The 26,535-nt window shown below is 64.7% G+C and carries 24 protein-coding genes and 1 pseudogene; 17 read left to right on the top strand and 8 right to left on the bottom strand.

Features of this window, described 5'->3' with window-relative positions:
• The first annotated feature begins 29 nt into the window (after nucleotides 1-29).
• Complete coding sequence (metE, locus tag J2S97_RS06220) at nucleotides 30-2,378, top strand: 5-methyltetrahydropteroyltriglutamate--homocysteine S-methyltransferase (RefSeq protein ID WP_307047552.1); 2,349 nt, start codon at nucleotides 30-32, stop codon at nucleotides 2,376-2,378.
• Between the two features lie 76 nt (nucleotides 2,379-2,454).
• On the opposite strand, the gene J2S97_RS06215 is transcribed toward metE, so the two are convergent.
• A complete protein-coding gene (locus tag J2S97_RS06215) occupies nucleotides 2,455-2,961 on the bottom strand; it encodes a DUF2004 domain-containing protein (RefSeq protein ID WP_307047548.1) in 507 nt (168 codons plus the stop codon).
• Between the two features lie 98 nt (nucleotides 2,962-3,059).
• Here J2S97_RS06215 and J2S97_RS06210 point away from each other — a divergent pair, with 98 nt between their 5' ends.
• Nucleotides 3,060-4,466: an aldehyde dehydrogenase family protein gene (locus tag J2S97_RS06210; RefSeq protein ID WP_307047546.1), complete on the top strand. Its 1,407-nt coding sequence runs from the start codon at nucleotides 3,060-3,062 to the stop codon at nucleotides 4,464-4,466.
• A gap of 28 nt (nucleotides 4,467-4,494) precedes the next feature.
• On the opposite strand, the gene J2S97_RS06205 is transcribed toward J2S97_RS06210, so the two are convergent.
• Nucleotides 4,495-5,415 carry a LysR family transcriptional regulator gene (locus J2S97_RS06205; protein ID WP_307047544.1) on the bottom strand — a complete coding sequence of 307 codons (921 nt, stop codon included), beginning with the start codon at nucleotides 5,413-5,415 and terminating at the stop codon, nucleotides 4,495-4,497.
• A gap of 211 nt (nucleotides 5,416-5,626) precedes the next feature.
• Here J2S97_RS06205 and J2S97_RS06200 point away from each other — a divergent pair, with 211 nt between their 5' ends.
• From J2S97_RS06200 to J2S97_RS06145, 11 genes are all read left to right on the top strand, one after another.
• Complete coding sequence (locus J2S97_RS06200) at nucleotides 5,627-7,009, top strand: NAD(P)/FAD-dependent oxidoreductase (protein ID WP_307047542.1); 1,383 nt, start codon at nucleotides 5,627-5,629, stop codon at nucleotides 7,007-7,009.
• Entirely contained in the window at nucleotides 7,006-7,737 is a 732-nt protein-coding gene (locus J2S97_RS06195) for a DUF1365 domain-containing protein (RefSeq protein ID WP_307047540.1), read from the top strand. Before J2S97_RS06200 ends, J2S97_RS06195 begins: the two co-directional genes overlap by 4 nt.
• The gene (locus tag J2S97_RS06190; protein ID WP_373460501.1) at nucleotides 7,734-9,155 is read left to right on the top strand and encodes a class I SAM-dependent methyltransferase; all 1,422 of its coding nucleotides are present in this window, start codon (nucleotides 7,734-7,736) and stop codon (nucleotides 9,153-9,155) included. The genes J2S97_RS06195 and J2S97_RS06190 overlap by 4 nt, the downstream gene beginning before the upstream one ends.
• Nucleotides 9,156-9,592: 437 nt before the next feature.
• Nucleotides 9,593-9,838, top strand: coding sequence for a glutaredoxin-like protein NrdH (gene nrdH, locus J2S97_RS06185; protein ID WP_104173085.1), 246 nt, complete (start codon nucleotides 9,593-9,595; stop codon nucleotides 9,836-9,838).
• Nucleotides 9,839-9,879: 41 nt separating this feature from the next.
• Nucleotides 9,880-10,353, top strand: coding sequence for a class Ib ribonucleoside-diphosphate reductase assembly flavoprotein NrdI (gene nrdI, locus J2S97_RS06180; RefSeq protein ID WP_181038801.1), 474 nt, complete (start codon nucleotides 9,880-9,882; stop codon nucleotides 10,351-10,353).
• Nucleotides 10,354-10,355: 2 nt separating this feature from the next.
• Nucleotides 10,356-12,500 carry a class 1b ribonucleoside-diphosphate reductase subunit alpha gene (nrdE, locus tag J2S97_RS06175; RefSeq protein ID WP_307047792.1) on the top strand — a complete coding sequence of 715 codons (2,145 nt, stop codon included), beginning with the start codon at nucleotides 10,356-10,358 and terminating at the stop codon, nucleotides 12,498-12,500.
• A gap of 35 nt (nucleotides 12,501-12,535) precedes the next feature.
• Nucleotides 12,536-13,327: an NUMOD3 domain-containing DNA-binding protein gene (locus tag J2S97_RS06170; RefSeq protein WP_307047534.1), complete on the top strand. Its 792-nt coding sequence runs from the start codon at nucleotides 12,536-12,538 to the stop codon at nucleotides 13,325-13,327.
• Nucleotides 13,324-14,298, top strand: a complete 975-nt coding sequence (nrdF, locus tag J2S97_RS06165; protein WP_307047532.1) for a class 1b ribonucleoside-diphosphate reductase subunit beta — start codon at nucleotides 13,324-13,326, stop codon at nucleotides 14,296-14,298. Before J2S97_RS06170 ends, nrdF begins: the two co-directional genes overlap by 4 nt.
• A gap of 394 nt (nucleotides 14,299-14,692) precedes the next feature.
• Complete coding sequence (locus tag J2S97_RS06155; protein ID WP_307047531.1) at nucleotides 14,693-16,327, top strand: helix-turn-helix transcriptional regulator; 1,635 nt, start codon at nucleotides 14,693-14,695, stop codon at nucleotides 16,325-16,327.
• Nucleotides 16,328-16,504: 177 nt separating this feature from the next.
• Entirely contained in the window at nucleotides 16,505-17,593 is a 1,089-nt protein-coding gene (locus J2S97_RS06150) for a class I SAM-dependent methyltransferase (RefSeq protein WP_307047529.1), read from the top strand.
• 481 nt (nucleotides 17,594-18,074) lie between these two features.
• Complete coding sequence (locus tag J2S97_RS06145; protein ID WP_307047527.1) at nucleotides 18,075-18,734, top strand: hypothetical protein; 660 nt, start codon at nucleotides 18,075-18,077, stop codon at nucleotides 18,732-18,734.
• Between the two features lie 380 nt (nucleotides 18,735-19,114).
• Here J2S97_RS06145 and J2S97_RS06140 read toward each other — a convergent pair.
• Nucleotides 19,115-19,278, bottom strand: a pseudogene (locus J2S97_RS06140) (Y-family DNA polymerase); the annotation flags it as partial.
• Nucleotides 19,279-19,345: 67 nt separating this feature from the next.
• Between J2S97_RS06140 and J2S97_RS06135 the strand changes: the two are divergent.
• Nucleotides 19,346-19,864, top strand: coding sequence for a hypothetical protein (locus tag J2S97_RS06135; protein ID WP_307047525.1), 519 nt, complete (start codon nucleotides 19,346-19,348; stop codon nucleotides 19,862-19,864).
• Nucleotides 19,865-19,986: 122 nt separating this feature from the next.
• On the opposite strand, the gene J2S97_RS06130 is transcribed toward J2S97_RS06135, so the two are convergent.
• From J2S97_RS06130 to J2S97_RS06110, 5 genes are all read right to left on the bottom strand, one after another.
• Nucleotides 19,987-21,411: an HNH endonuclease gene (locus J2S97_RS06130; protein ID WP_307047523.1), complete on the bottom strand. Its 1,425-nt coding sequence runs from the start codon at nucleotides 21,409-21,411 to the stop codon at nucleotides 19,987-19,989.
• An 80-nt stretch (nucleotides 21,412-21,491) separates the two neighbouring features.
• Nucleotides 21,492-21,998, bottom strand: a complete 507-nt coding sequence (locus tag J2S97_RS06125) for a DUF2087 domain-containing protein (protein WP_307047520.1) — start codon at nucleotides 21,996-21,998, stop codon at nucleotides 21,492-21,494.
• A 154-nt stretch (nucleotides 21,999-22,152) separates the two neighbouring features.
• A complete protein-coding gene (locus J2S97_RS06120) occupies nucleotides 22,153-22,863 on the bottom strand; it encodes a maleylpyruvate isomerase family mycothiol-dependent enzyme (RefSeq protein WP_307047519.1) in 711 nt (236 codons plus the stop codon).
• A gap of 40 nt (nucleotides 22,864-22,903) precedes the next feature.
• Nucleotides 22,904-23,200, bottom strand: a complete 297-nt coding sequence (locus tag J2S97_RS06115; RefSeq protein WP_307047517.1) for a hypothetical protein — start codon at nucleotides 23,198-23,200, stop codon at nucleotides 22,904-22,906.
• 180 nt (nucleotides 23,201-23,380) lie between these two features.
• Complete coding sequence (locus tag J2S97_RS06110; protein ID WP_307047515.1) at nucleotides 23,381-24,028, bottom strand: DUF7255 family protein; 648 nt, start codon at nucleotides 24,026-24,028, stop codon at nucleotides 23,381-23,383.
• Nucleotides 24,029-24,180: 152 nt separating this feature from the next.
• Between J2S97_RS06110 and J2S97_RS06105 the strand changes: the two genes are divergently transcribed.
• Genes J2S97_RS06105 through J2S97_RS06095 form a run of 3 tightly spaced genes read left to right on the top strand, consistent with a single transcriptional unit; the run spans nucleotide 24,181 to nucleotide 26,488 of the window.
• Nucleotides 24,181-25,002 carry an amino acid ABC transporter substrate-binding protein gene (locus J2S97_RS06105; protein ID WP_307047790.1) on the top strand — a complete coding sequence of 274 codons (822 nt, stop codon included), beginning with the start codon at nucleotides 24,181-24,183 and terminating at the stop codon, nucleotides 25,000-25,002.
• 36 nt (nucleotides 25,003-25,038) lie between these two features.
• A complete protein-coding gene (locus tag J2S97_RS06100) occupies nucleotides 25,039-25,704 on the top strand; it encodes an amino acid ABC transporter permease (RefSeq protein WP_307047513.1) in 666 nt (221 codons plus the stop codon).
• Entirely contained in the window at nucleotides 25,691-26,488 is a 798-nt protein-coding gene (locus J2S97_RS06095) for an amino acid ABC transporter ATP-binding protein (RefSeq protein ID WP_307047510.1), read from the top strand. The genes J2S97_RS06100 and J2S97_RS06095 overlap by 14 nt, the downstream gene beginning before the upstream one ends.
• Nucleotides 26,489-26,535 lie beyond the last annotated feature (47 nt).

Here is a 26,535-nt window from a genome sequence, read left to right as displayed (position 1 = left end):
TTTTCACCAACAGATCCAAGGAATTTCACATGACTGAGCAGAACACCCCGGCCGTGGCCACTCCGTTCCCGTCGGCCTCGATCCTGGGCTACCCGCGCATCGGCCGCCGCCGCGAACTGAAGAAGGCTGTCGAAGCCTACTGGGCGGGCAAGATCGACGCAGCCGCGCTTGACGCCGCCGCCAAGGAAATCCAGCTGGGCACCGCCAAGCGCCTGCGGGGCCTGGGCCTCACCGAAGCAGCAGCCGTACCGGGCACCTTCTCCTTCTACGACCAGGTGCTCGACGCCGCCGCCCACCTGGGCGCCGTGCCGGCCCGTTTCGGCAACCTCCTCAACGCCGAGGGACAGCTGGACATCGACGGCTACTTCACCCTCGCCCGCGGCAACAAGGAAGAGCAGCCGCTGGAAATGACCAAGTGGTTCGACACCAACTACCACTACCTGGTGCCGGAAATCGGCCCGGAAACCAACTTCACGCTGGCCTCCAACCGCATCGTTGAGGAATTCGAATACGCCCTCGCCAATGGTGTGGAGACCCGCCCGTACATCGTCGGCCCGGTCACCTTCCTGCTCCTGAGCAAGGCTTCCGACGACGCCCCCGCCGGCTTCAGCCCGCTGTCCCGCCTCGAGGACGTCCTGCCGGTCTACACCGCGCTGCTGGAGAAGCTCGCCGCCGCCGGCGCCAGCTGGGTCCAGCTGGACGAGCCCGCCCTGGTGGTTGACCAGGACACCTCCGCCGAGGAAATCCAGGCCGCTGTCGCCCGCTCCTACGAGGTTCTCTCCTCGGCTGCCCAGCGCCCGCAGCTGTTCGTTTCCACCCCGTACGGCGCACTGAACGGCCAGCTCGGCACCCTCGCCGCCACCAACATCGATGCCCTGCACATCGACATCTTCAAGGGCGCCGTCCCCTCCGCAGCAGCACTCGCCGCACTGGGAAGCAAGACCCTGGTCGCTGGCGTCGTGGACGGCCACAACATCTGGCGCAACGATCTTGCCGCCTCGGCGGACAAGATCGCCGAACTGAAGATGTCCGTTGCCAAGCTGGCCATCAGCACCTCCACCTCCACCCAGCACGTCCCGCACGACGTTGAGGAAGAGGCCCAGCTGTCCGAGCAGCTCCGCAGCTGGCTGGCATTCGCCGACCAGAAGGCTGTTGAGGTTGTTACCCTCGCCGGCCTGCTGACCGACGCTGCCGCCGTGCAGCCGGCCATCGATGAAGCCACCCGCATCATCGCTTCCCGCGCCGCAGCCGAGGGCGTCCAGCGCGCCGACGTCCGTGCCCGCACCGCTGCCCTGACCCCGGCCGACTTCAACCGCTCCGAGTACTCGGTCCGCGAAGCCGCCCAGGAAGAGGCCCTGCACCTGCCGCCGCTGCCCACCACCACCATCGGCTCGTTCCCGCAGACCTCCGAAATCCGTTCGGCCCGTGCCCGCAACAACAAGGGCGACCTCACCAACGAGCAGTACGAGCAGCTCATGAAGGACGAGATCAAGCGCGTTGTGGAGCTGCAGGAAGAGCTCGGCTACGACGTCCTGGTGCACGGCGAGCCTGAGCGCAATGACATGGTCCAGTACTTCGCCGAGAACCTCGAAGGCTTCGACGTCACGGTCCACGGCTGGGTCCAGTCCTACGGCTCACGCTGCACCCGCCCGTCCATCCTCTGGGGCGACGTCACCCGCAGCGCCCCCATCACGGTGGCCTGGGCCGAATACGCCCAGTCGCTGACCAGCAAGCCGATGAAGGGCATGCTCACCGGTCCGGTCACCATCCTGGCCTGGTCGTTCGTCCGCGACGACCAGCCGCTGGGCGAGACCGCCAACCAGGTCGGCCTGGCCCTGCGCGACGAAATCGCCGACCTCGAAACCGCCGGCATCAAGGTCATCCAGGTGGACGAGCCCGCCCTCCGCGAGCTCCTTCCCCTGCGCAAGGCCGACCAGGCCGCTTACCTGGACTGGTCCGTGAACTCGTTCCGCCTCGCCACGGCCGGTGCTGCCGACGCCACCCAGATCCACACCCACCTGTGCTACTCCGAGTTCGGCGCCATCATCGACGCCATCGACGGACTGGACGCGGACGTCACCTCCATCGAGGCCGCACGTTCACGCATGGAGGTTGTCCACGACCTCGAGTCCCACGGCTTCGGCCGCGGCGTTGGCCCGGGCGTCTACGACATCCACTCGCCGCGCGTTCCGGGCGAGCAGGAGGTCACCGATCTGCTCAGCACCGCTGTGAAGCACGTTCCGTCCCGCCAGCTCTGGGTCAACCCGGACTGCGGCCTGAAGACCCGCGGCTACGTCGAGACCGAAGAGTCCCTGCGCAACCTCGTCGCGGCCACCAAGACGGTCCGCGCCGGCCTGCTGGAAGCAGCCACGCAGTAGCCAAAAGCAGCCACACACGACGGCGGCCGGTCACCTCAGGTGACCGGCCGCCGTCGTGCTTTAACAATCGATTGCTTCAGGACTCCCAGACGATTTCGTCGTCCACCACGCCGTCCTCGTCAGCGGAGGCCACCAGCACTTCGTCGGTGAAGTGCTCGCCCAGGGTGAAGTCCAGGACGAAGTAGCGTTCTGGCTGGCCGGGGTAGATGCCCACATGGCCCAGTTTCAGGGCCTTCAGGAACACGGCATTCGTCAGCTGGCTCTTGTCCTCGACGCCGAACACCTTCTTGAGGTGCTCGTCCTTGATGGCATTGCAGTGGAAGTGGCGGTACTCCTGGGGGCTGGTGCCTTCCTGGTCCAGTTCCTCGGCGATCATGTCCCGCACCTGGTCCACAAGCTCGGGCAGGTACCGCAGCCGGTAGTCCACCTTGTGCATGGCCGCCTCGTCGAAGTGGTCATGCGCGTTGATGTTCAGGTCCAGCTCAACCGGCTGGCCGGCCAGTTCGTGTTTGGCGGCGATGTTATGGTCCCGGCCGTGGTTGAGCTCGATCTCTCCAAAGTGGCGGCTGAGTACCTTGTTCATATCTTCAACATAGTCCTCTCGGGCAGTCCATTCCAGCATCGGGGATTTTTTATCTGGGACGGGACCCGAGCGGGTCCCCGCGCAGGTACATTGATCGGATGCACACTGCTGCCGCCGCCGTCGCCCGATCCCGCAAGCTTTTCGACAGCGGGGCGACGCGTCCGCTGGCCTGGCGCCTCGAACAACTGGGCAATCTGCGCAGGATGCTGGCCGAGCGCGGTGAGGATTTTGCCGATGCCCTGCTCAGCGACCTGGGCAAGCACCGGAGCGAATCGCAGCTGACCGAACTTGGATTCGTCACCGCCGAGGCGGCCCACCTGGAACGGCACCTGGCCGGATGGCTGCGGCCCCGCCGGGTCGACGTGCCGCTCGCCGTGCAGCCGGCCAGGGCCTGGACCGAGCTGACTCCGCTCGGGGTGGTGCTGGTAATCGGTCCCTGGAACTATCCTGTCCAGCTGGCCCTCGCACCGCTCGCCGGAGCCCTTGCCGCCGGCAACACCGTGGTCCTGAAGCCGAGCGAGCACGCCCCGGCCACATCGGCGGCCCTGGTCCGCTGGGTGCCAGGGTACCTGGGCGGCGCCGCCGAGGTGGTGGCCGGAGGCATCCCTGAAACCACGGCCCTGCTGGCGGAGCGTTTCGACCATATCTTCTTCACCGGCGGGCAAAACGCCGCCCGCGTGGTCATGCGGGCTGCAGCCGAACACCTGACGCCTGTGACCCTGGAACTGGGAGGCCGGTGCCCGGCGTATGTGGATGGCACCGCTGACCTGGCCACCACAGCCAGGCGCATAGTCTGGGGCCGGTTCGTGAACGCCGGGCAGACGTGCGTGGCGCCCGACTATGTGCTGGCCACCCCCGAGGTGCTGGACGCCCTTCAACCGCAGCTGGTCCACGCCATCACCGCAATGTTCGGGACAGACCCGTCGTCCAGCGGTTCCTATGGCCGGATCGTCGATGACCGGCACTTCGAACGGCTCGCGGAACTGGCTGACGGAAGTACGGTGGTCCACGGCGGCCAGCGGGACCGGGGCAGCCGGTACTTTGCGCCGACATTGCTGCGGCCCGAACCCGGCGACCTGGTCCTGGGCGAGGAAATCTTCGGCCCGCTGCTCCCGCTGGTCCCCGTTGGCGGAAGGGACGAGGCCATCCGCATGATCAACGCCGGTCCCAAGCCCCTCGCGGTGTATGTTTTCAGCCCTGATGACAACGTCCGACGGTCCTTCGCGGAGAGTACCTCATCCGGCGCGCTTGCATACGGGGCGCCGGCGGCGCACGCTGCGATCCCGGGGCTCCCGTTCGGCGGGGTCGGCGGAAGCGGCATGGGGGCGTACCACGGTGAACATTCCGTGCGGACGTTCTCGCACGAGCGGGCCAGCCTGGACAAGCCGATGTGGCCGGACACCATCGGGCTGGCCTATCCGCCGTACGGCACGGCGAAGGACAAGCTGGTGACCGCCCTACTGTCCTTTACAGGCCGGATGCCCGGCCGTTCCAGGACCCGTTAGTTTCAGGACCCGTTAGCTCCAGGACCCGTTAGTCCTTGCGGGCAGCTCCCAGGCTGTGCAGGGTGTCGGCCAGTAGCTCGACGAAGAGCTGGACCCGTGCCGTCTGCTTGTCGTTGATCAGCAGGGCGAAGACGTTCCTGGCCAGCCTGATCTCCGGAACGTCAAGGACCACCACGCCGGCAGGCCGGTGCCGCAGGGCGAGTTCGGGAACAAGCGCGGCGCCAAGTCCCGAGGCGGTCATTTCGAGGCTGGCGTGGAAGTCATCGCTGTAGGCAACGACCCGCGGGTGCAGGTTGCAGCTGGCGAACAGCCGTTCAATCACCGTCGCGTCGCTGGTCCCCGGGTGATGGACGATCCACGGCATATCGGACAGATGGTCCGCAGCCACCTTGGCGTCAGCGCGGAAACCCCAGGCCGCGGGCAGCACCACGCGGAATTCGTCGTCGCCGATCCACTGCCGGTTCACGGTGTGGGGCCACGCCAGGCCGGACTGGCCCACCTGGTAGACCAGGGCGACATCCAACTCGCCCCCGGTGCGCAACCCCTGGATGGTCTGCGCAGGCTCGGCCACGGAAACCCGCAGGTCGATGCCGAGCTTCTTCCACGCCGGGTTCCGCAGGATCAGCGGCAGGACATAGGTGGCGAGGCTGGGGAAAATGCCCAGCCTGAGCTCCTGGCTGGTGGCGTCGTGGGTCCTGGAGGCGGCCGCCATGAGGGCCTCGATGTCCGTCAGGACCTTGGCGGCGTGCCGGGTCATCACCAGGGCGGCTTCGGTGGGGTGGATACTCCTGGCGGAGCGCTGGAAAAGATCCACGCCTGTGTCCCGCTCCAGGGCGGACATCTGCTGGGAGACGGCGGAGGCGGTGTAGCCGAGCCGGCTGGCCGCCGCCGCGAATGAGCCCAGGCGAGTGACCTCGACCAGCGTCCGCAAATGAACAGGGTTGATCAATGGTTGCCCTTCGCCTTCGGAAATCCCGCTTCATTGTGGCATATCGCCCCGGGACCCCGGGACGTCGACTCCCCTGGGGCTGTGTCCATTGCGGAGAATCGCGCCACGACGGCCAGTTGGAATTAATACTCATCCGGACGCCCGTCGGTGACGAATTGCCCATAAGACGATCCATCAGGATGTTTCAGGCCAAACCAACAGGAGCAGATCAGTGTCGCAAGCAGCAACGATTCCGGATGGCCGGCGGGTAGCCGTGATTGGCAGCGGCGTGGCAGGACTGACCGCGGCCTATGTCCTGAACCAACGGGACAACGTGACCCTCTTCGAGGCGGAGTCCCGGCTGGGCGGACATGCGCACACTCACGACGTGATGCAGGCGGACAACCCGTCCCTTGCCGTGGACACGGGCTTCATCGTGCACAACGAACGCACGTACCCAACGCTGCTGCGGCTCTTCGCGGAGCTGGGCGTCGAGACGCAGGAGTCCGAGATGAGCATGTCGGTCCGCTGCGACGGATGCGGCCTGGAATATGCCGGAGCCCGTGCCAAAGGGCGCGGCATCATTCCCCGGCCCTCCACCCTGCTACGCGGAAGGTACCTGCTGATGCTGCTGGAGGTGACGCGGTTCCACCGCCGCGCCCGCGCCCTGCTGGCCCGGGAAGAATCAGCCGCGGATGCCGGCAAGGACGGCCTGACGCTGGCAGATTTCCTGGCCCGGGAGAAGTTCAGCAGCTACTTCGTTTCGCACTTCATGACCCCCGTGGTCAGTGCCGTCTGGTCCTGCGATCCCACCACCGCGCTGGCCTACCCGGCACGGTACCTCTTCACCTTCCTGGCCCACCACGGCCTCCTGGGTGTCACGGGCTCGCCGCAGTGGCGGACGGTGACCGGCGGATCCCGTGCCTACGTGGATAAGCTGGCCGCCACCCTGCCGGACGTCCGGCTCGCCAGCCCGGTCACCTCCGTACGCCGCCATGCGGAGGGGGTCGAACTGACCACCCCGCACGGAAGGGAAACCTTCGACGCCGTCGTGATCGCCACGCATCCCGGGCAGGCGCTGCGCATGCTGTCCGACGCGTCACCGGCGGAGAGGGACGCCCTGGGCAACATGCCCTACTCCGTCAACCAGACGGTGTTTCACCGCGACGAGGCCGTCCTGCCGTCCAGCGGCAATGCCAAGGCCTCCTGGAACTACCGGCTGCCGTCCTGCGACGCGCAGCCGGACAGGGTCCTGGTCAGCTACGACATGACGCGCCTGCAGCGGCTCGTGCCCGCGGACGGCGGCCGCTACATCGTGAGCCTGGGGGAGTCCGACCTCATTGCCGACGGGACGGTGCTGGACAGGATGGTCTACGAACATCCGCAGTACACGCCCGAATCCCTCCGGGCCCAGCAGCAGATCCTGGCGCTGGGGGATGGGCGCCTGGCCTTCGCCGGCGCGTACCACGGCTGGGGTTTCCATGAGGACGGCGCACTCTCCGGCGTCAAGGCGGCAGCCCGCCTTGGACGGGAGTGGGAACAGCAGTCCGCACTGTCCGGTCCCGGCCCGCAGCATTCGTCCCTGCAGGGCGCTGCCGCGGTGGGGGCCCGATGAGCACCCAGGCAGCCATTTACCGCACCTCCATTGCGCATGTGCGCCGCACGCCGCTGCACAATGCGTTTACGTACCGCAGCTACAGCTGGTACGTCGACGTCGACCGGCTCCCGTCCGTGCCCTGGCCGCTCCGACCCCTCGCGGATTTCCGCGTCGCGGACCACCTCGGCGATCCGGAAGGCTCGTTCCGCGGCAACGTGGAACGGTTCCTGCGGACCCGGGGGATAGAGCCCGACGGCGGCAGGATCACCATGCTGGCCAGCGCAAGGGTGTTGGGCTACGTCTTCAACCCGCTCAGCCTGTTCTGGTGCCACGACGCCGCCGGCGGCCTGCGCTGCGTCGTCGCCGAAGTGCACAACACCTACGGTGAGCGGCACTGCTACCTGCTCGAAACGGACGACGCCGGCCGGGCCAGTGTGCCCAAGGCGTTTTACGTTTCTCCGTTCAACGACGTCGAGGGCCAGTACCGGATGAAACTCCCCGAACCGGGGGAGCGGCTCGCTGTATCCATCGTGCTGGAGCGCGACGGGCACAAGCCTTTCGTGGCCACCGTGGACGGCGAACGCCATGACGCGTCCGTCCCGAACATCCTCGCCGCCGCGCTCGCCGTTCCCCTGGCGCCGCTGCGCGTAGCCGCGCAGATCCGGTGGCAGGGCATCAAGCTCTGGGCGCGCCGGCTGCCCCTCATCAAACGACCCCACCACCCCTCACAGGAGGCAGTTCAGTGACAATGACCGAAACGACCGGATCCCCCGCCGGACAGCCTGCGGACCGGGGTTCCACCCCGGTCCGGACCGGCTTCGCCCCGGACAGTACAGGTCCCTGCACCGTTCCCCAGCCGCCGGCAGTGATCGACGCCGAAGTGTGGCCGAGCATCGCCACGGTGCCCACGAGCCTCAAGGCACTGGTGGCCGGCCGGGCCGCCGACGCCATCTTCAAGGCCGCGGTGCGGAGGCTCCCCCTCGAAGTCCGTTACCCGGACGGGACGGTCCTCGGCAGGGCAGCCGGGCCCGGCCAGACCTACCCGGTCATGACCATGAACCGTCCGGATGCCTTTGCTGCCAGGCTCGGCGGCGGCGGGCTGATCGGCCTGGGGGAGTCCTACATGGCAGGGGACTGGGACGCCGACGACCTCACCGCGGTGATGGAGGTCTTCGCCGCCCGCGTCGGGTCGCTCGTGCCCGAGCCGTTGCAGAAACTGAGGGCCCTATACCTCCCGCGCCAGCCGCTCAGGGAACGCAACACCGAGCAGAACACCCGCTCCAACATCTCGCGGCACTATGACCTCTCCAACGAGCTGTTCGCCTCCTTCCTGGACAGCACCATGACGTACTCCAGCGCGCTCTTTCCGGAGAGCGGGGACGCCCTGCGGACCGTTGCCTGGGACGGTTTCGCCGCCGCCCAGCAGGCGAAGATCGACCGGTTGCTGGACAAAGCCGGCGTCGGGCAGGGGACGCGGGTCCTGGAAATCGGCACAGGTTGGGGTGAACTCGCCCTGCGGGCGGCTGCACGCGGCGCCACCGTCTATTCCGTCACGCTTTCCAGCGAACAGCAGGAACTCGCCCGCTGGCGCGTAGCGGAGGCCGGCTACGCCGACTCCGTGACCATCGAGCTCAAGGACTACCGGGCCGTGGAGGGCGAGTACGATGCCGTCGTGTCGGTCGAAATGATCGAGGCCGTCGGCTACGAGTATTGGGCCACGTACTTCCAGACGATCGAGCGCGTTCTGGCCCCCGGCGGCAAGGTGGCCATCCAGGCCATCACCATCGCCCACGACCGGCTGATCGCCACCCGGACGAGCTACACCTGGGTGCACAAGTACATCTTCCCCGGCGGCGTCATCCCGTCCGTCCGGGCCATCGAGGAAATCACCGAGAAGCAGACCGGCCTCCGGGTCCGTGAACGCCTGGCCATGGGCGAGCATTACGCGCAGACCCTGCGCCTCTGGGAGGAGCGGTTCATGGCCCGCGCCGACGAGGTGGCGGCGATGGGCTTCGACGCGGTCTTCCAGCGGATGTGGCTGTTCTACCTGTGCTACTCCAGGGCCGGCTTCGAGACGGGCTACCTCGACGTCCAGCAGATTGTCCTGGACCACGCAGCGTCCAAGCGTGCGGCCGGCGGTCCTCCCGCCAACCCGCACACATAGTTCCGTTCATCACATCGGGGGTCCTGACGAAGCGATCAGGACCCCTTTTGTGTGCCCCGCGACACGCGTGCGGCACCGGGGCGACACGCCGTCCACCACGCGACACGCAGGGGATTAAATGTGGCTAACTACTCCACAGGGTGTGGATTTCGTCCTCGAAAACAGCAGAAACACGGACATTTTTCACCCAATGGCCTGTGGATTAACGGTGCATTAAATGACATACTTGTAATACATCATCTAGGGGTTCGTCCGAGGCGCTTGCACTACATGTAGTATCGACATACAGATTGACCGGGGCATCTGCGTCAGACATCAACATGCATATAGGCTGCCTGGGCAGCCGCCGGCGAGACCAGTATTCGGACATGGATTCCAGTTCGGGCAGGGCTCGCGGAAAACGAAGAGCAATGACTTCAACAAAGGGGACAGGGACCATGACCGTAACGGTTTACACGAAACCGGCCTGTGTTCAGTGCAACGCGACCTACCGTGCGCTGGACAAGAAGGGCATCACCTACCAGAGCGTCGACATCTCGCAGGACGCGGATGCACTCGAGCGCCTGAAGGCCCTGGGTTACATGCAGGCTCCCGTTGTGGTTACCGAGCAGGACCACTGGTCCGGATTCCGTCCGGACAAGATCGAGGAACTGGCACTGGCTGCCGCATCCTCCGTCGCGTAGGGGCAAAACTTCCCACCAACAACACAGGCGAGGTGACTCCCGTGGCAGCACTGGCATTGGCCGATGCTCCCCTTGGGGCTCAGGCCGTCAATACGACCCAAAGCCAACTCATCTATTTTTCCTCGGCATCCGAGAACACCCGGCGCTTCGTTGAGAAGCTCGGCCGGGATGTAGCCCGGATTCCCCTGTATCAGCGTGAAGCTGAGCTCGTCGCCACAGAGCCTTTCGTCCTGGTGGTTCCCACCTACGGGGGGACCGGCGGCGAGGGCTCAGTGCCGAAACAGGTGATCCGATTCCTCAACAACCCGCAGAACAGAAAACTGATCCGCGGGGTGATCGGCGCAGGAAACACAAATTTTGGGGACAACTTCTGCATGGCCGGCGACATCATCGCCTTCAAATGCCAGATACCGCACCTCTACCGCTTCGAACTCATGGGGACGCCTGACGACGTCCGCCTGGTAAATCAAGGATTGGACAAGTTTTGGACACTACTGTCGCAGACACAGAAGTAACCATGCCCGCCGCGGAGAAGCCCGCGCTGCCCGCTGCCTACAAGGGCCTGGGCTACCACGAGCTGAACGCCATGCTGAACCTGTACGGGCCGAACGGCGAGATCCAGTTCGAGGCGGACCGCGAGGCTGCGCACCAGTACTTCCTGCAGCACGTTAACAACAACACCGTGTTCTTCCACGACCTGGAAGAGAAGCTCGACTACCTGGTGAAGAACCAGTACTACGAGCGCGAGACGCTCGACCAGTACACGATGAACTTCATCCGCGAGCTCTACAAGCGCGCGTACAAGAAGAAGTTCCGCTTCGAGACCTTCCTGGGCGCCTTCAAGTTCTACACGTCCTACACGCTGAAGACGTTCGACGGCAACCGCTTCCTGGAGCGCTACGAGGACCGCGTGTGCATGGTTGCCCTGCACCTGGCCCGCGGCGACGAGCAGCTCGCCCTGCAGATGGTGGACGAGATCATCGAAGGCCGCTTCCAGCCGGCCACGCCCACGTTCCTGAACGCCGGCAAGAAGCAGCGCGGCGAGCTGGTCTCCTGTTTCCTGCTCCGCATCGAAGACAACATGGAGTCGATCGGCCGCTCCATCAACTCCGCCCTGCAGCTGTCCAAGCGCGGCGGCGGCGTGGCGTTCGCGCTGACCAACATCCGCGAAGTCGGCGCGCCCATCAAGCAGATCGAGAACCAGTCCTCCGGCGTCATCCCCGTGATGAAGCTCCTCGAGGACAGCTTCTCCTACGCCAACCAGCTCGGTGCCCGCCAGGGCGCAGGTGCCGTGTACCTGCACGCCCACCACCCGGACATCTACCGGTTCCTGGACACCAAGCGGGAGAACGCGGACGAGAAGATCCGCATCAAGACCCTCTCGCTCGGCGTCGTGATCCCGGACATCACCTTCGAGCTGGCCAAGCGCGACGAGGACATGTACCTCTTCTCCCCGTACGACGTCGAACGCGTCTACGGAATGCCGTTCTCCGACGTCTCGGTCACCGAGAAGTACTACGAGATGGTGGACGATTCCCGGATCAAGAAGACCAAGATCAAGGCACGCGAGTTCTTCCAGACGCTCGCCGAGATCCAGTTCGAATCCGGCTACCCGTACATCATGTTCGAGGACACCGTGAACCGGGAAAACCCGATTGACGGCAAGATCATCATGTCCAACCTGTGCTCCGAGATCCTCCAGGTCTCACAGCCCACGACGTACCACGATGACTTGTCCTACGACCAGACCGGCAAGGACATCTCCTGCAACCTGGGCTCGCTGAACATCGCGAAGACCATGGATTCCCCGGACTTCGGCCTCACCATCGAGACGGCCATCCGCTCGCTCTCGGCCGTGTCCGACATGTCCAACATCACCTCGGTGCCGTCCATCGCGAAGGGCAACGACCAGAGCCACGCCATCGGCCTGGGCCAGATGAACCTGCACGGGTACCTGGCACGGGAGCGCGTTCACTACGGTTCCGAAGAGGGACTGGACTTCACCAACATCTACTTCTACTCGGTGGTGTACCACGCTGTCCGCGCCTCGAATAAGCTGGCCATCCAGACCGGCCAGACCTTCGGCGGCTTCGAGAAGTCCAAGTACGCCTCGGGCGAGTTCTTCGACAAGTACACGGAGCAGGAGTGGGTGCCCCAGACCGAGAAGGTCGCGGAGCTGTTCAAGAACATCCACATCCCCACCCAGGATGACTGGCGCGAGCTGAAGGCTTCCGTCATGGAGCACGGCATCTACAACCAGAACCTGCAGGCCGTCCCGCCGACGGGCTCGATCAGCTACATCAACAACTCCACCTCCTCGATCCACCCGGTGGCGTCCAAGATCGAGATCCGCAAGGAAGGCAAGCTGGGCCGCGTGTACTACCCGGCGCCGTACCTGACGAACGACAACCTGGAGTACTACCAGGACGCGTACGAGCTTGGCTACGAGAAGGTCATCGACACCTACGCCGCCGCCACGCAGCACGTGGACCAGGGCCTGTCCCTGACGCTGTTCTTCAAGGACACCGCCACCACGCGCGACATCAACAAGGCCCAGATCTACGCCTGGAAAAAGGGCATCAAGACCATCTACTACATCCGTCTCCGCCAGCTCGCGCTGGAAGGGACCGAGGTTGAGGGTTGCGTCTCATGTGCGCTATGACAACTGAAATCGGTTGATCTAGTAAGGGATGAAAGATGGAAACGACGACGGCGACGGGCGGCGTGGTTTACGGCATCCGGCTTCGGCGGGAGGTCGAGTACCGCTATGTCGGTATCACCACCAAGACGGCCAGTCGTCGTTTCCATCAGCACCTCCGCGTAGCTACCGAAGGGCGCAAAACGCCGTTCTACGATTGGCTCCGGAAGCACGATCGCTCTGAGGTTATTGCAGATGAGCTGGACTGGATTGAAGGACTGCCTGAACTAGGACAGGCCGAGATGGACTGGATCAGCTACCTGCGGCGCGAAGGCGACCGGCTCCTGAATTTATCGGAGGGCGGATTGGGGCCGACCGGCGTCGTGTGGACAGAGGAGATGCGGGAGGCTGCTCGGATTCGTTCCACTGGTTGCAAAATTGCCAGGCAGTCCGGGCCGGGAGCGTCCTTTTACGGCAAGAGCCACAGTTTAGAGCAGCGGGAGAAGTGGTCGCAGGAGCGCAAGGGATCGTACTCAGGTCCGGAGAATCCCAACTTCGGCAAGTTCGGCCCGGAGCACCCGAGCTTCGGGCATTCTGTCAGTGAAAAAACTCGCGTAGCGCTCTCAGAGGCCAAGAAGGGTGCCGGCAACCCAAACTTCGGAAAGAAGGCTAGCGCGGAGACCCGTGCGAAAATGTCAGCGGTCCGAAAAGGCGTCCCTAAGCCGTCCAGCCAACGCAGTGCCCACACCAGACATCACACCAACAAAGGCGTCGAGAAAGCCGACTGCAAGTATTGCGTCGAGGACTCAGCCAAACCAAGTCTCTCTTCAGAAAGCGAGTCGGAGTCATGACAGAAAAAGTAAAGCTTCTCAGCCATGTTGAAGCCATCAACTGGAACCGCATCCAGGACGAAAAGGACGTGGACGTCTGGAACCGCCTGGTCAACAACTTCTGGCTTCCGGAGAAGATCCCGCTGTCCAACGACGTGCAGTCGTGGGCCACACTGACCCCGGACGAGCAGCAGCTCACCATGCGCGTGTTTACCGGCCTGACTCTGCTGGACACCATTCAGGGCACCGTCGGCGCCGTCTCGTTGATCCCGGATGCAATCACCCCGCATGAAGAGGCCGTGTATACGAATATCGCCTTCATGGAGTCCGTGCACGCCAAGAGCTACTCCTCCATCTTCTCCACGCTGGCCTCCACCAAGGAAATCGACGAGGCGTTCCGCTGGTCCACCGAGAACGAGAACCTTCAGAAGAAGGCCCAGATCGTCATGGACTACTACCAGGGCGACGATCCCCTGAAGCGCAAGGTGGCCTCGACGCTGCTGGAGAGCTTCCTGTTCTACTCGGGCTTCTACCTGCCCATGTACTGGTCCTCACGGGCCAAGCTGACGAACACGGCTGACCTGATCCGCCTGATCATCCGCGACGAAGCCGTGCACGGCTACTACATCGGCTACAAGTTCCAGAAGGGCCTGGAGAAGGTCTCCGAGGAGCGCCGCCAGGAAATCAAGGACTACACCTTCGAGCTGCTCTTCGAGCTGTACGAAAACGAAGTCCAGTACACGCACGACCTCTACGACTCCGTTGGCCTGGCCGAGGACGTCAAGAAGTTCCTGCACTACAACGCCAACAAGGCGCTGATGAACCTGGGCTACGAAGCCATGTTCCCGGCCTCGGTCACCGACGTGAACCCGGCCATCCTGTCGGCCCTATCGCCGAATGCTGACGAGAACCACGACTTCTTCTCGGGCTCGGGTTCGTCGTATGTGATTGGCAAGGCTGTCACCACTGAGGACGACGACTGGGACTTCTAGTTCCTCCTTTGTTAGTTGCACATGTTGGAGGCTAGCTGGCGGTTTTGCACAGCATTAGTTCGAGCAGCACTGAGAACTTCTTCAGCTTCTGAGAGCTAAGAGAGAGTGGCCCCGTGCAGTGCACAGGGGCCACTCTCCTTTGTTGGGCAGGTGAATGGCTCGGGTTACTAGGTTGCCATTCCGCATGGAGCTTCTGATCGAAGAGCAGGGCCTCGCCATCCCGGCGCAGCAGGTAACGCTTGTGGTTGCGGAACCGCGTCGGGACCCGGGGGTCCGTACCGAGAACGACGAGTTCGCGCATGGAACCGAGTGTCCCACTCGTTCACCGGAATTGCCCTCAAGAGTGGCTCGACCGGCTGCTATCCGCGGCGCTACCGTTGAAGTGGTGTCTGGGATGGACAAGTTTGACGGGTTGCTGGCCATAGCGCGGACGGCGTACGCCCGCGGCGACTGGCATGCCGCTTACCGGCAGCTCAGCCAAGCCCGAGCATTGTCAGAGCTGGAAACAGGGGACTTGAGTCTCCTGGGCAGAGCCGCGTGGTGGCTCGGACAGGTCAAGGAATCGTTGGAGGTTTCCGAGGACGTCTACCACCGCTTCCAGGACGACGGCGATGCATCAGATGCGGCCATGAAGGCCCTGCACCTGGGTCTGCTGTGGTTCATCCGTGGAGATGTCGTCATCGCGTCCGGTTGGGTGAGTCGGGCCCGGGGACTACTGCAGGGTCTTCCAGAGGGTCCGGAGCACGGCTATCTGCTCTACCTAGATGCCAGCCTCGCGCTTAGTCTCGAGGACCTGCGCCCGGCGAGGGAGACCGCGGCCAAGCTGCAGGATTTGGGCCGGAGCCTGCGCGTCCCCGCACTCACATCCTTCGGTTTGGTGCTCGCCGGCCTGGCAGACCTGCGCAGCGGCAGTACCGTATCCGGCTTTGCCCAGCTGGACGAGGCAATGCTTCCGGTCCTCGCCGGCCGGCTACCGCCGGAATGGGCAGGCGAAATCTACTGTACGGTGATCCACGCGTGCCACGAGCTGGCCGACCTGCACCGGATGCGCGCCTGGACTGACGCCACCGAGCAGTGGGGCGAGCAGTTCGTCGGAGACGTCGTGTATGCCGGCATCTGCCGCATCCATCGACTGCAGCTGCTGAGCATCGAAGGCGGCTGGGACGCGGCGGAACACGCGATCGAGCAGAGTGGGGCGGAACTCGTGGGCCGGAACAACTGGGTGGCAGGCGAGGCCTACTACCAGCTGGGCGAAATACGCCGACTTCGCGGGGACAGCAGCGGCGCTGCGAAAGCTTACGCCCGGGCCCGGGAGTTGGGGACCGAACCGCAGCCGGGCGAGTCGCTGCTTCTGCACGCCGCAGGGAAGAACGAGGCGGCCTGGGCTGGCCTTTGTGCCGCCTTGGCCGGGCGGGACAGGCTGGCGGGGGCACGGCTGCTGGTGGCCGGCGTCGAAATCGCCCTAGCTCTCGGGCACTTTGATGAGGCCGAGCGGCTCTGCACCCGGCTGGAGGAAACCGCAGCCGTGTTCGCCACCGCCGGCTTCCGCGCCTGGGCCGGGCAGGCCCGGTCCGCCATCCTGATCGCCCAGTCTCAGCACGCCGAGGCGTTGCCGGTGCTGCAGGCCGTCGTCCACGAGTACCGGAGCCTGCATGCCCGCTACGACACAGCCAGAGCCTACGAACAGCTCGCCCAGGCGCACCTCGGGCTGGGACAGTCCAGCGTCGCCGCCGCGGACTCCGCCACCGCACTGGCGATCTATCGCGAACTCGGTGCCCTGCCGGATGTCCGCCGGCTCGACGGCGGCCGACTATCGGGCGGACTGCCCGGCGGGCTGACCGAGCGCGAGGCGGACGTGCTGGCATTCACCGCCGCGGGAGCCAGCAACAAGCAAACCGCCGAGGCATTGTTCATCAGCCAGAAGACGGTCGGCAGGCACCTGGCAAACATCTTTGCCAAGATCGGCGTCTCCTCGCGCACTGCCGCCGCGGCCTGGGCTCACGAACACGGACTGCAGCCGCGCCGCTAGTTCCCGCCGTCTTCCGGCCGACGTCGGGGCGCTAACTACCCGGACCGGCGTCTGCATGATTCGCCCCATTTGCTCCGGACAGAACGCATCATTCGCCCGATGCCGTTAGCACCTGGAAATTCCTACGCTGGAATCAATCAGGCACAGACGCCTGGAGTAAAGGGAGGAACGAAAACAATGACCATCGACCACGAAACCTCACTGGCGGAGTTCGACGCCGAGGCCTCCGAGGCTCTAGCCGGACGCTTCGTAGGCATCCTGAATGATGCCGCGATCGCCCTGCTGACCAGCGTTGGGCACCAGACAGGCCTGTTCGAGACGCTGGCAGGCTTGCCCGCCGCCACCAGTGAGCAGCTAGCCGACGCCAGCGACCTCAACGAGCGCTATGTGCGCGAATGGCTGGGCGGAATGACCGCGGCGCGCGTGGTCCGCTACGATGCGGCGACCGGGACGTACTGGCTGCCCCGTGAGCATGCTGCCGTCCTGACCAGCGCCGCGGGTCCGGGCAACATGGCCATCCTGATGCAGCACATTTCCATGATGGGCGAAGTTGAACAGAAGATCATCGAGCGTTTCCGGCACGGCAGCGGGCTGTCCTACGGGGACTACCCCCACTTCCACCGGAACATGGCCGAGACCAGCGCGGCGGTACACGATGCGGCACTGCTGGACGTGATCCTGCCGTTGGTACCTGATCTGCCTGAACGGCTGAAGGCCGGGATCGACGTGGCCGACGTCGGCTGCGGCAGCGGCCACGCGATCAACCTCATGGCCCGGGCTTTCCCCGCCAGCAGGTTCACCGGCTACGACTTCTCCGAGGCAGCCATCCGCGCCGCCCGCAGTGAGGCGGAACGGTTGGGACTGGCGAACGCCAGCTTCGAGGTCGTTGATGTGGCAGGCTTGGACGTCGGGGCCTGCTTCGATGCGGTGACGGCTTTCGACGCCATCCACGACCAGGCGCATCCGGCGGCCGTGCTGCGCAATATCCATCGCGCGCTGCGGCCGGACGGGATCTTCCTGATGGTGGACATCAAGGCATCCAGCAAGGTGGAGGAGAACATTGAGCTCCCTTGGGGCAGCTACCTGTACGCGATCTCGACCTTCCACTGCATGAGCGTTTCGCTCGGACTCGACGGCGACGGGCTGGGCACCGCCTGGGGCGAACAGCTCGCGCTGTCGATGCTCGCCGACGTCGGCTTCGCGAACGTGGAGTCCAAGGACATCGAATCAGATCCGTTCAACGCCTACTTCATCGCCAGAAGGTAACACGCTGCCGCCCAACGTATATCCGAAGATCCCCGCCCATGCCGTGAACTGCTCCCCGGAAGTTGGACTGAGAATTCAGCTTTGACTTTCGGGGCCGCAGTTTTAGGGAGGACTTCAGCTGTCACCAAGGCCAGCTTCTCCTCCCACAAACTTCCAATTAGTCGACGCCTCTATGCGTCCGTTCGCGGGTCTCACATCTGCCTCCTCTCTCCTTTGTCCGGCGACCGGGCGGTGAGGTCGAGGGCGTGGCCTGCCCGTGATTGTGCCGGCGCTCGTGGTCGGAGGCCCCCTGTTGGAGCTTGACGAGCGGCTGCTGGAGATTCCGCTTATCCGCCTTGGGTTGGCCTGGATGGTTATCGGATGGAAGGAACCGGCGAGTGCCGTCCGCATCGCTCCCATGACTCACAGGTTTATACTGAGTTTCCAGAACCGACTCCGGTGGGACGGAGCCCGGCGTGGCACCTGCTGCAGGAGGCTCCTTATGTCTATCCAGGCCAAGCATTCGCTCCGCGCAGGCGTCGTAGCGATCGCGCCAGTGATCCTGCTCGCGGCTCTCAGTTACCACCCGTACCTGCCCGGCCGACTGCCGAACACGGATGCATTGGTTGCGGAGGTCACCGCCGACCCGACGCGTTGGGGAGTTGTGCACTTGGCGTCGGGAGTCGCTTCAGCAGTCCTGGCGGTGGCATTCCTCGCGATCAGAAGTCACCTCCAGGAGCTAGGCGAAGACCGCTGGAGCGCCGCCGCGCTGCCCTTCGTCGTCATCGGCAGCACGCTGTACGCGATGCTGCCAGCAATGGAATTCGCACCGCTCGCCGCGAGTGAAACGGGGGGAGACGTCGGGGCGGCTCAAGATGCCCTGATCCCATGGTTCATCCCGCTGCTGATCGCCGCGGCGGTCACATTTGCTGTCGGGATGGTCGGCTTTGCCATCAGTGTCTCGCGTAGCGGACTGCTGAGCCCTTTGCTTACCTGGGTCGTCGTCGTGGCGCTGCTCGTCATGGCCCTGTCGCGCGTTGTCCCGCTGTCCGCCGTCCAGTTCTACGTCCATGGTGTCGCCGCTCTCGTGGCCATGCTGCCGGTGGCGTACAGCATGTGGAAGCATCCGACAACATCCGTCCCTGCCCCCAGGGTGCCGTGAAGTCGACCTGACGGGCACCGACGTGCGTTGGCCTTGACCCTCGCGCGGACGTTCTTGAAGGCCTCGGTCAGATAGATCACTGGACATTGCCGCGGACATCCTCAATTCGGCATGAGCGCGCTGTCTACTTGGAACCAACCATGGGTCTACGTGAGTTCTCCGGGGTGCCGCCGAGTACCCTGCTTCGCCGACCATCTCGGCGCTTGTCGGTGTTGGAACCGGAGCCAGGCCACGTCGGTTGCGATCTGAGGGGCGCCGCCCGTAAACCGATGCGGCTCGGAATTAGTGAGCCGGTAGGTCGCCCTTACGAACCCGAGTATTGGCCAAGGCCGATATTCGCTCCGAATAGCGCTCGTTTGAATAGCGCCCCTTACCTGCAACTCCTTGGTCCGCGGGGCGAGTTTGAACCACGGCTCACCCATAGGGATGCCCAGGGCCTTGGTTTTCTGGGACCGGGTGACGGCGCAGCCGTTGTTGTTGGACAGCACAACCACGTGCCTGCCTTCCAGGGCGGGTCGAACGCCCGCTCGGCCGAGGCGCAGAAGCCTGCCTCCTATTCGGGACTCTCTCTTGACAGGCCTACCATCACGGGGCTCTTATCGAGTACCTACATGACTGAGAGAGGGGTGGTGGCTATGCCTGCCATCCAAACTACTCCGGGGGACCAGGCCCGCCTCAGGACGGGGGCCGCTCTCATGACGCTTGCTGGGCTGGCCTTTGTTGCGTACGCCGCAGTCTTCCTGGGACTCAACTTTACGGGTGCCTTCCTCGAGCTGGGTATCGGCCCCGATCAAGTAGACAAGGGGATGGCGGAGGTTGAGGCGTTTAGCCCGCAGCTGCATCACTACATCAGCCATCTGCACATTGCGCTCAGCGGCTTCATCGCGGCGACCGGGCTGGCCATCGCAGGCCTGTCCTGGTACGGGGTGCGCCGAGGAGAACGGTGGGCCTTCGCCACAGCTGTTGTGGTCCCGACCGTGGGACTCGCAGTGGCCGTCCCCGCACATTACCCGTGGGGTCTGGCCACGCTTGGGCACCTCGGCCCGGTCTACCTCGCTGTCCTGATTTTCCTGGCAGGGGTCGGGGTAGCCTACAGCGGAATGCGACGCCCTGCGATGAAACACGACTGAGATTCCGAACCAGGCCGCCGGTGGATCGTAGTCAGCAGCTGAGATTCGGACGGACCGGCGCCTACCAGGAGATCCAGCTCCTGCGCCGCCAGGTGCCGGCAAATGCCAAACCAAGCCCGTGTTTACGCCGCGCGTCCGGTCACCTGAGTAGCAGACGCTGGCGTGAACCCTGCCATGGTGGAAGCTGACGTCCACCCGGTGCAACTGGCCCCCGGCAACGGAGGTGCGGTGGAGTAGTAGCTGTGTCCGGTGGGCGTGGTGAATTCCACCCGATGCCGGGGCCCTGGACGTGGCCTTGCGTTCCAACCCGGGATTTCTTTCATTTGATTGCAGGCCTCGCAGAGGCCGGCACTGTTTCCGAGGCTGGTGGCGGCCCCGTCATGCCACGGAACGACGTGGTCGTGATGGCGGATCGGGGCATCGCAGTAAGGAGTACGGCAGGTATGGTCGCGCGCTTGGATGAACCGGCGTAGCCCTGCCGGGAATAGCCGGGCCCGGGAGTCCATGGCGACGAGATCACCAGTCGCAGGTGCTGTGTAAAGGCGGCGGAGCCAGATGTCGAGGTCCCTCCGGCCGGAGTCCGTCCTGGCGGCGGTTCCTCTGTCGTTTCCGGGTCGTTTCTGTCCCGGCTTAACGACGTTCCGTGCCCAGCCGGCCGGCACGACGCCGTAACCAGCCAGTCGGGCGGGCTCGCTGTCTCCCTGAAAGAGTGTGCGGTCGGTCATGATGAGCTGGATCTCAACTCCGGATATGCCTCCCGGGGCACCGGTGGTCCGCTCTACAAGGGCATCAGCCATGATCTGGCCGCGGGAACGCGGGTCCCCGTCCGAGCGCACGGAGTCGGCGTGGCGGCTTAGAGCTGCGTGGACAGCGACGCCCTCGGCCACCGGGAGCAACGCGGTCAGGTAAGTCATGGTGTCCGGTGCCGGGCGCAGGCTGACGTGCCGCTCGTTGGCTGCGTGGCTGGCCCGTTGCGTCACGGAACGAGGGTCCCGCCGGTAGGAAGCCGCCCTGGCCGCAACGATTATCGTCCTGTCCCCGGCGCCGATGAACGTTCCGGCATCTGCGGCCAGCTCTTCGTCGACGGCGCAGCGGTCCGCGGGCGTCAGGCACGCTGTCTCCTTCACCAGCAGAGTCGCACGCCATTCGCTCAGCTGGCCGGTGTCCAAGGCCGCCAGGGTGTGCGGCATCTCCGTTACCAGTGCCTTGGCCAGGCCCAGCAGTTGGCTGCCACGGGAAGGGGACTCGCCCCTGGCCAGGGCGACCTGAGCGGCAACGCCCTGGCCCTGTTCCGACACTGGAACCCCCGCCGCTGCCTGGGCGCGCCGCTCGTTGCCGTCAATTGCAACGGCGATCCTCGCCTCCAGGCCGGCCATGGCCGACTTCGCGTGCTCGAGTCCGCTCAGCTGCCCGATTAGCCCGGCGCTGTCGGCACACAACTCGATGGAGCCCACGGCAGCGATCAGGTCCTGAACCGTGGCAATCGGGACAGCGGCGCCGTGGGGCGTCGTCGTCTGATTCGACAGGAGATCCTGAGTGCCGTCCATAGTCAGAGTCTGCCAGCCACCCCTGACAGTAATGATGGAATTGGCTGTGTTGCGGTGTGACTCCGGCTCCGACTGACGCCCTACCCGCCTCTAGGCAGGGAGTACGAGGATCCCGAAGGGGTCCGTTCCAGCAGTCCGAAGTCGATGATGTAGCGGCGGAGCATCACTACATCGTCGGCATAGCTAAGGAGTCTTTCGTTGACCTGTTTTTCGGTGAGGTCTTCGCCCGGCTTAATGGCTTCGCTGACAATCCAGGCCAGGAGCTCCCGCCGTTCCGCCATATTGGCCGGATACCTGTCGATCCTGCCCAGGCGCATGAAGCGGGCCAGCCCGGTCTGCGCCTGTCGCCGGGGTTGTTGCGTGAGGAGGTTGCGGAAAATCGCCTCAGGCGCTTCCAGTTCGTTGGCAGCAGTCCGTTCGACGAGCCCAGACTCCAGCAGGGCGGCGATGGCCCGGTTGCGCCGGTGGTCATTGAGATCAGCAACGACGTCGGAGAGCTTGGCCCCGAGCACTATTTGCGCGTAGGCGGTCCGCGCGTCGCTGTTGGCGAGGGCTGCCACCACTCGCCGCCAGTGCGGTCCGCTCATCCTCGTCCCTCCAGTCACAGCATTTTCCTCACTCTTCGCCTGCCCCCGGTTATCGCTGGTCACCAAGTGCGTCGTCAACAGGCAAATCGTAGTCCTCCAGCGGTGCGACGGAAACCGCAGCAATGGCAGGCGTTGCCGAGTGTAAAGGTCCGGCTCACGGTGTCAGCGGGCCGCGGAGGACGCGAAGGGCCAGGGAAGCGTCACCATCGATGACGGCCGCATCTTCGAGGTTGGACCGGCCCCAGAGGCCGAGGTACATGTCTGGCAACGGCGCGGTGATGGATGCCGCCGCGGGTCCCGGGCCCACCGTCCAGCTACCCGCGGACAAGCTGGCTGCCCCCGGCACGTGGAATGACACGGCCTTCTCCGGCTGCTGCATCCGCTCCAGCCGTAGCTGGCGCGGGGTGAACATGGTCAGGACCTCGTCGACGCCGTCGAGCATGATGTCCGCTCCAAGGTCCGGCGCCGCCCGGCCGGAAGCCTGGCTGGCGTCGATGAGGTGGATGGCGTGTTCGTGCGCCTGACGGCGAAGCCAGAAACCCGCGGTGCGCGGCGGCGGTCCGAAGTTCCAGCACGGTGCCTCCGGATCCAGGGCCGCCATCGTCGCGAGGAACGGAGCAGTGCCATCGAGGAACCATGGGGCGGCACCCAACGTTGGCGGGGCCGGCTCCTCGACGTATTTCCCGCCCAGAACCACAGCGGCGGCCCAGCGTTCAATTGAACCGAGATGCCCGAACAGCTGATTGAGTGTCCACCCGGGGCAGGCCGGTACGGAACGGGACAGCACGTCGTCGGGCTGGCGGGCGAGCGCGCTGAGGCTGTCGACTATGCCGGCCAGTGCGGCGAGGTAGCGTTCGGGCGACATGGGATGAGCGTATCGCGCCGTCGATCACATCCCGGACGGGTTATGAACGGGAGCGGGCGGCTTCCGAAGCCCGGTCGATCCTCACATCAAAATCCAAACCGATGCCGTTGCCCGCGAGGCGGCGGAGGAGGTAGGCGCGGAGGGCATCGTTGGTGGCAGTGTGCGCGCTGTGGATCGCTTCACCGCTGAGCAGGGCGTATGAGTCGCCGACGTGGAAGACCGTCAGAAAGCAGTCCTCGAGTTCGTCCGTCCGCAGGTTGCGGACGATTTCCCGGAAGCTGCCTTCTGAGCCGCTCCTGGGCATGGTTGTCACCGAAAAGGTCACTGTGCTTGGCATTTTCGCTGGTCCTCTGTAGCCATCAGCCGGGGACCTCCCCCCGGCCTCTATGAAAGGCTAGCCGCTGCGGTGTGCAGGCATAACCCTTACCGGGCAGTAAGTTGAGGAATTGATCAATTCGGCAACTTAATGGGGACCAATACGTCGTAGCTTTACGGGCAGAGCCGGTGACGGGGATCCCTAGGCTGTGCGCGATTCGATGAATTCCCTCAGTTCCAGGGGGTCCAGCAGGAGCCCGTGGCTGGTCGCCCAGTTGACGCTGAGGCCGCCAATCTCATCGTGAATCGAGATGCGGGCCAGGTTCGCCCCTGGTGTGGACCAGGCGTAGGCATCGCGGACCGCATCGTAGAGCGCGCGCTGCTTCCACCGGGATGAGCCTCTGTCCCCAAACACTCCCGGAGCGTCCGAGCCGCCGAACATGGCGTCCGACGACGGGCTGGCCCACCTGCCGCCGGACTTCCCGTCCTTCAGGCACATTCCTTCCATGGCCCCGCTGTAGCCGCTGTAGTCCAGCGCCCAAGGGAGTTCAGACGACCACGGGGTCTGAAGAGTCACCGGCCGGTAGCGGTTGAAGTGCAGGGCCTCGTCGAACTCGATGAACAACCCGTCCGAACACGCAAAGTCCCACACCCCGGCCGTGAACTCGGCGTCGTCCCTGACACCACCCAGTGCGCGGTAGACGTTGACGATGGAGACCCGGACCTCATCGGAAAGCTGCTTCGTGGTGGCTGCCGCCACGCCATGTTCGCGGGGTGTTTCCAGAACGTCATATCCGGCCGCTTCCAACGAGGCCTTGAAGGCGCTGGCCCGCTTCCCGTGCTTTCCCATGGTCGAATCCTAGCGAGCCGGGGCGGGGAACCATGTGTCCCGCGCCTCCGCATCTTGTGTTCCCCAAAGGCAGATCTTGCTATCGTCGGTAGTGGACTGCCGGCCGCGGTATAGCTGGCAAGCCTCTTCCGGCTACAGGACGAAGGTTCATGATGAAGCGCACACGTCTTTCCGCTATCGGCCTCGTTGCAGCGGCAGCACTGGCCTTGGCCGGCTGCGGCTCCGGTTCCACCCCTCCGTCCGGCACCTCTCCGGCGGGCGGGGCGGACACGTCGCTGAGCGACGTCAAGAACGCAGGCGAGCTCAAGATCGGCACGGAAGGCACCTACAAACCCTTCTCCTTCCATGCCGACGGAAGCGGCGACCTGACCGGCTATGACGTGGAGATCATCACGGCCGTCGCCGAGAAGCTCGGGGTCAAGGCGTCCTTCCAGGAAACGCAGTTCGACGCCATCTTCGCCGGCCTTGAGGCCAAGCGGTTCGACGTTGTCGCCAACCAGGTCTCGATCACCGACGAACGCAAGGCGAAATACGAATTCTCGGAGCCGTACACGGTGAGCACAGGCGTCATCGTCACCAAGGCTGATGACAGCAGCGTCAGCTCCTTCGACAGCCTTAAGGGCAAGACCACCGCGCAGTCCCTGACGAGCAACTGGTACAAGTTGGCGCAGGAAAGCGGCGCCAATGTGGAGGCAGTGGAGGGATGGGCGCAGGCGGTGACACTGCTGAAGCAGGGGCGTGTTGACGCCACGATCAACGACAAACTGACCTACCTCGACTATCAGAAGACCGCGAAAGACGACGAGATCAAAATTGCCGCCGAGACCACTGACAAGTCGCTCAGCGCGTTCGCGTTCCGCAAAGGATCAACGAGCCTGACGGAGGCCGTGAACACCGCCCTCGGCGAGCTGCAGGCCGACGGCACGCTTGCCAGGATTTCGCAGGAGTACTTCGACGCCGACGTTTCGAAATAGCGGTATGGAGGCCGACGGAGAACGCAGCGTCAGAGCATGACTATCAACTGGGACCTCGTATGGAGCTCGCTTGGCCCCATCCTGATGGGTGCCGTCACGGGCACGATTCCCCTGGCCCTGGCGTCGTTCGGACTCGGACTGCTGCTGGCCCTGCTGATTGCCCTGATGCGGCTGAGCCGGAACCCCGTCTTCGCGGCCATTGCGAGGATTTACATCTCGGTCATTCGCGGCACACCCCTCCTGGTCCAGCTGTTCGTCATTTTCTACGGGCTTCCTTCGATCGGCGTCACCATCAGCCCCTGGCCCAGCGCCATCATCGCGTTCTCCCTGAACGTGGGCGGTTACGCCGCCGAAGTCATCCGGGCGGCCATCCTTTCCGTTCCCAAGGGGCAGTGGGAGGCCGGACACACGATCGGCATGTCCCGCCGTCAGTCGCTGGTGCGGCTCATCCTGCCGCAGGCCGCCCGGGTCTCGGTACCGCCCCTTTCCAACACCTTCATCAGCCTGGTCAAGGACACGTCGCTGGCATCCCTGATCCTGGTCACCGAGCTCTTCCGCCAGGCGCAGCAGGTGGCGGCCTTCAGCCAGGAGTTCATGCTGCTGTACCTGGAAGCAGCCGTCATCTACTGGGTCGTCTGCCTGGTCCTGGCCGGCGGTCAATCCGTCCTGGAGAAGAGATTGGACCGCTATGTCGCCCACTGAATCCTCGCACGCTGAGTCAGTGCCCCGGGCCCCCGCGCTCCTGGCCGTCAGGGGACTGCGGAAGGCCTTCGGCCATCATGAAGTACTGAGATCCGTCGACATCGACGTCCGCCGCGGCGAAGTCGTCGCCCTGATCGGGCCGTCGGGGTCCGGAAAAACGACGGTCTTGCGGTGCCTCAACGGACTCGAAATACCCGACGACGGCGTCGTTGACTTTGTGGGGCAGCTCGCCGTCGACTTTTCCGCACCGGTGACCAAGAAGCAGCTGGCCGCGCTACGCGACCGCAGCGCGATGGTGTTCCAGCACTACAACCTCTTCCCGCACAAGACCGTCCTGGAGAACGTCATCGAGGGTCCCGTGCAGGTGCAGAAACGCCCGAAAGCCGAGGCCATCGCTGAAGCGCGGGAGCTCCTGGCCCGGGTCGGGCTGGCAGCCAAGGAAAAGAGCTACCCGTTCGAGCTCTCCGGCGGGCAGCAGCAGCGCGTGGGTATCGTTCGCGCACTGGCCCTGCGCCCGCAGCTCCTGCTCTTTGACGAGCCAACATCGGCGCTTGATCCTGAGCTGGTGGGCGACGTCCTAACCGTCATCAAGGAACTGGCCGACGAAGGCTGGACCATGGTGGTGGTCACCCATGAGCTTGCGTTCGCCCGCCAGGTCGCGGACGAAGTCATCTTCATGGATGGTGGAGTCGTTGTCGAGCGCGGACACCCGGATACCGTCCTGCGCGACCCGCAGGAAGAGCGCACGCGGCAGTTCGTGGACCGGCTGCTGAACCCGTTCTAGCGGCGAAGCGCCGGCCCCCTTGCTCCGTGATGGAAGGGCGGAGGAGG

Source organism: Arthrobacter oryzae (assembly GCF_030812315.1).
GTDB lineage: Bacteria > Actinomycetota > Actinomycetes > Actinomycetales > Micrococcaceae > Arthrobacter > Arthrobacter oryzae_B.
Note: the sequence above shows the minus strand (reverse complement) of the source record. Positions and strands in the feature narration are given on the sequence as shown.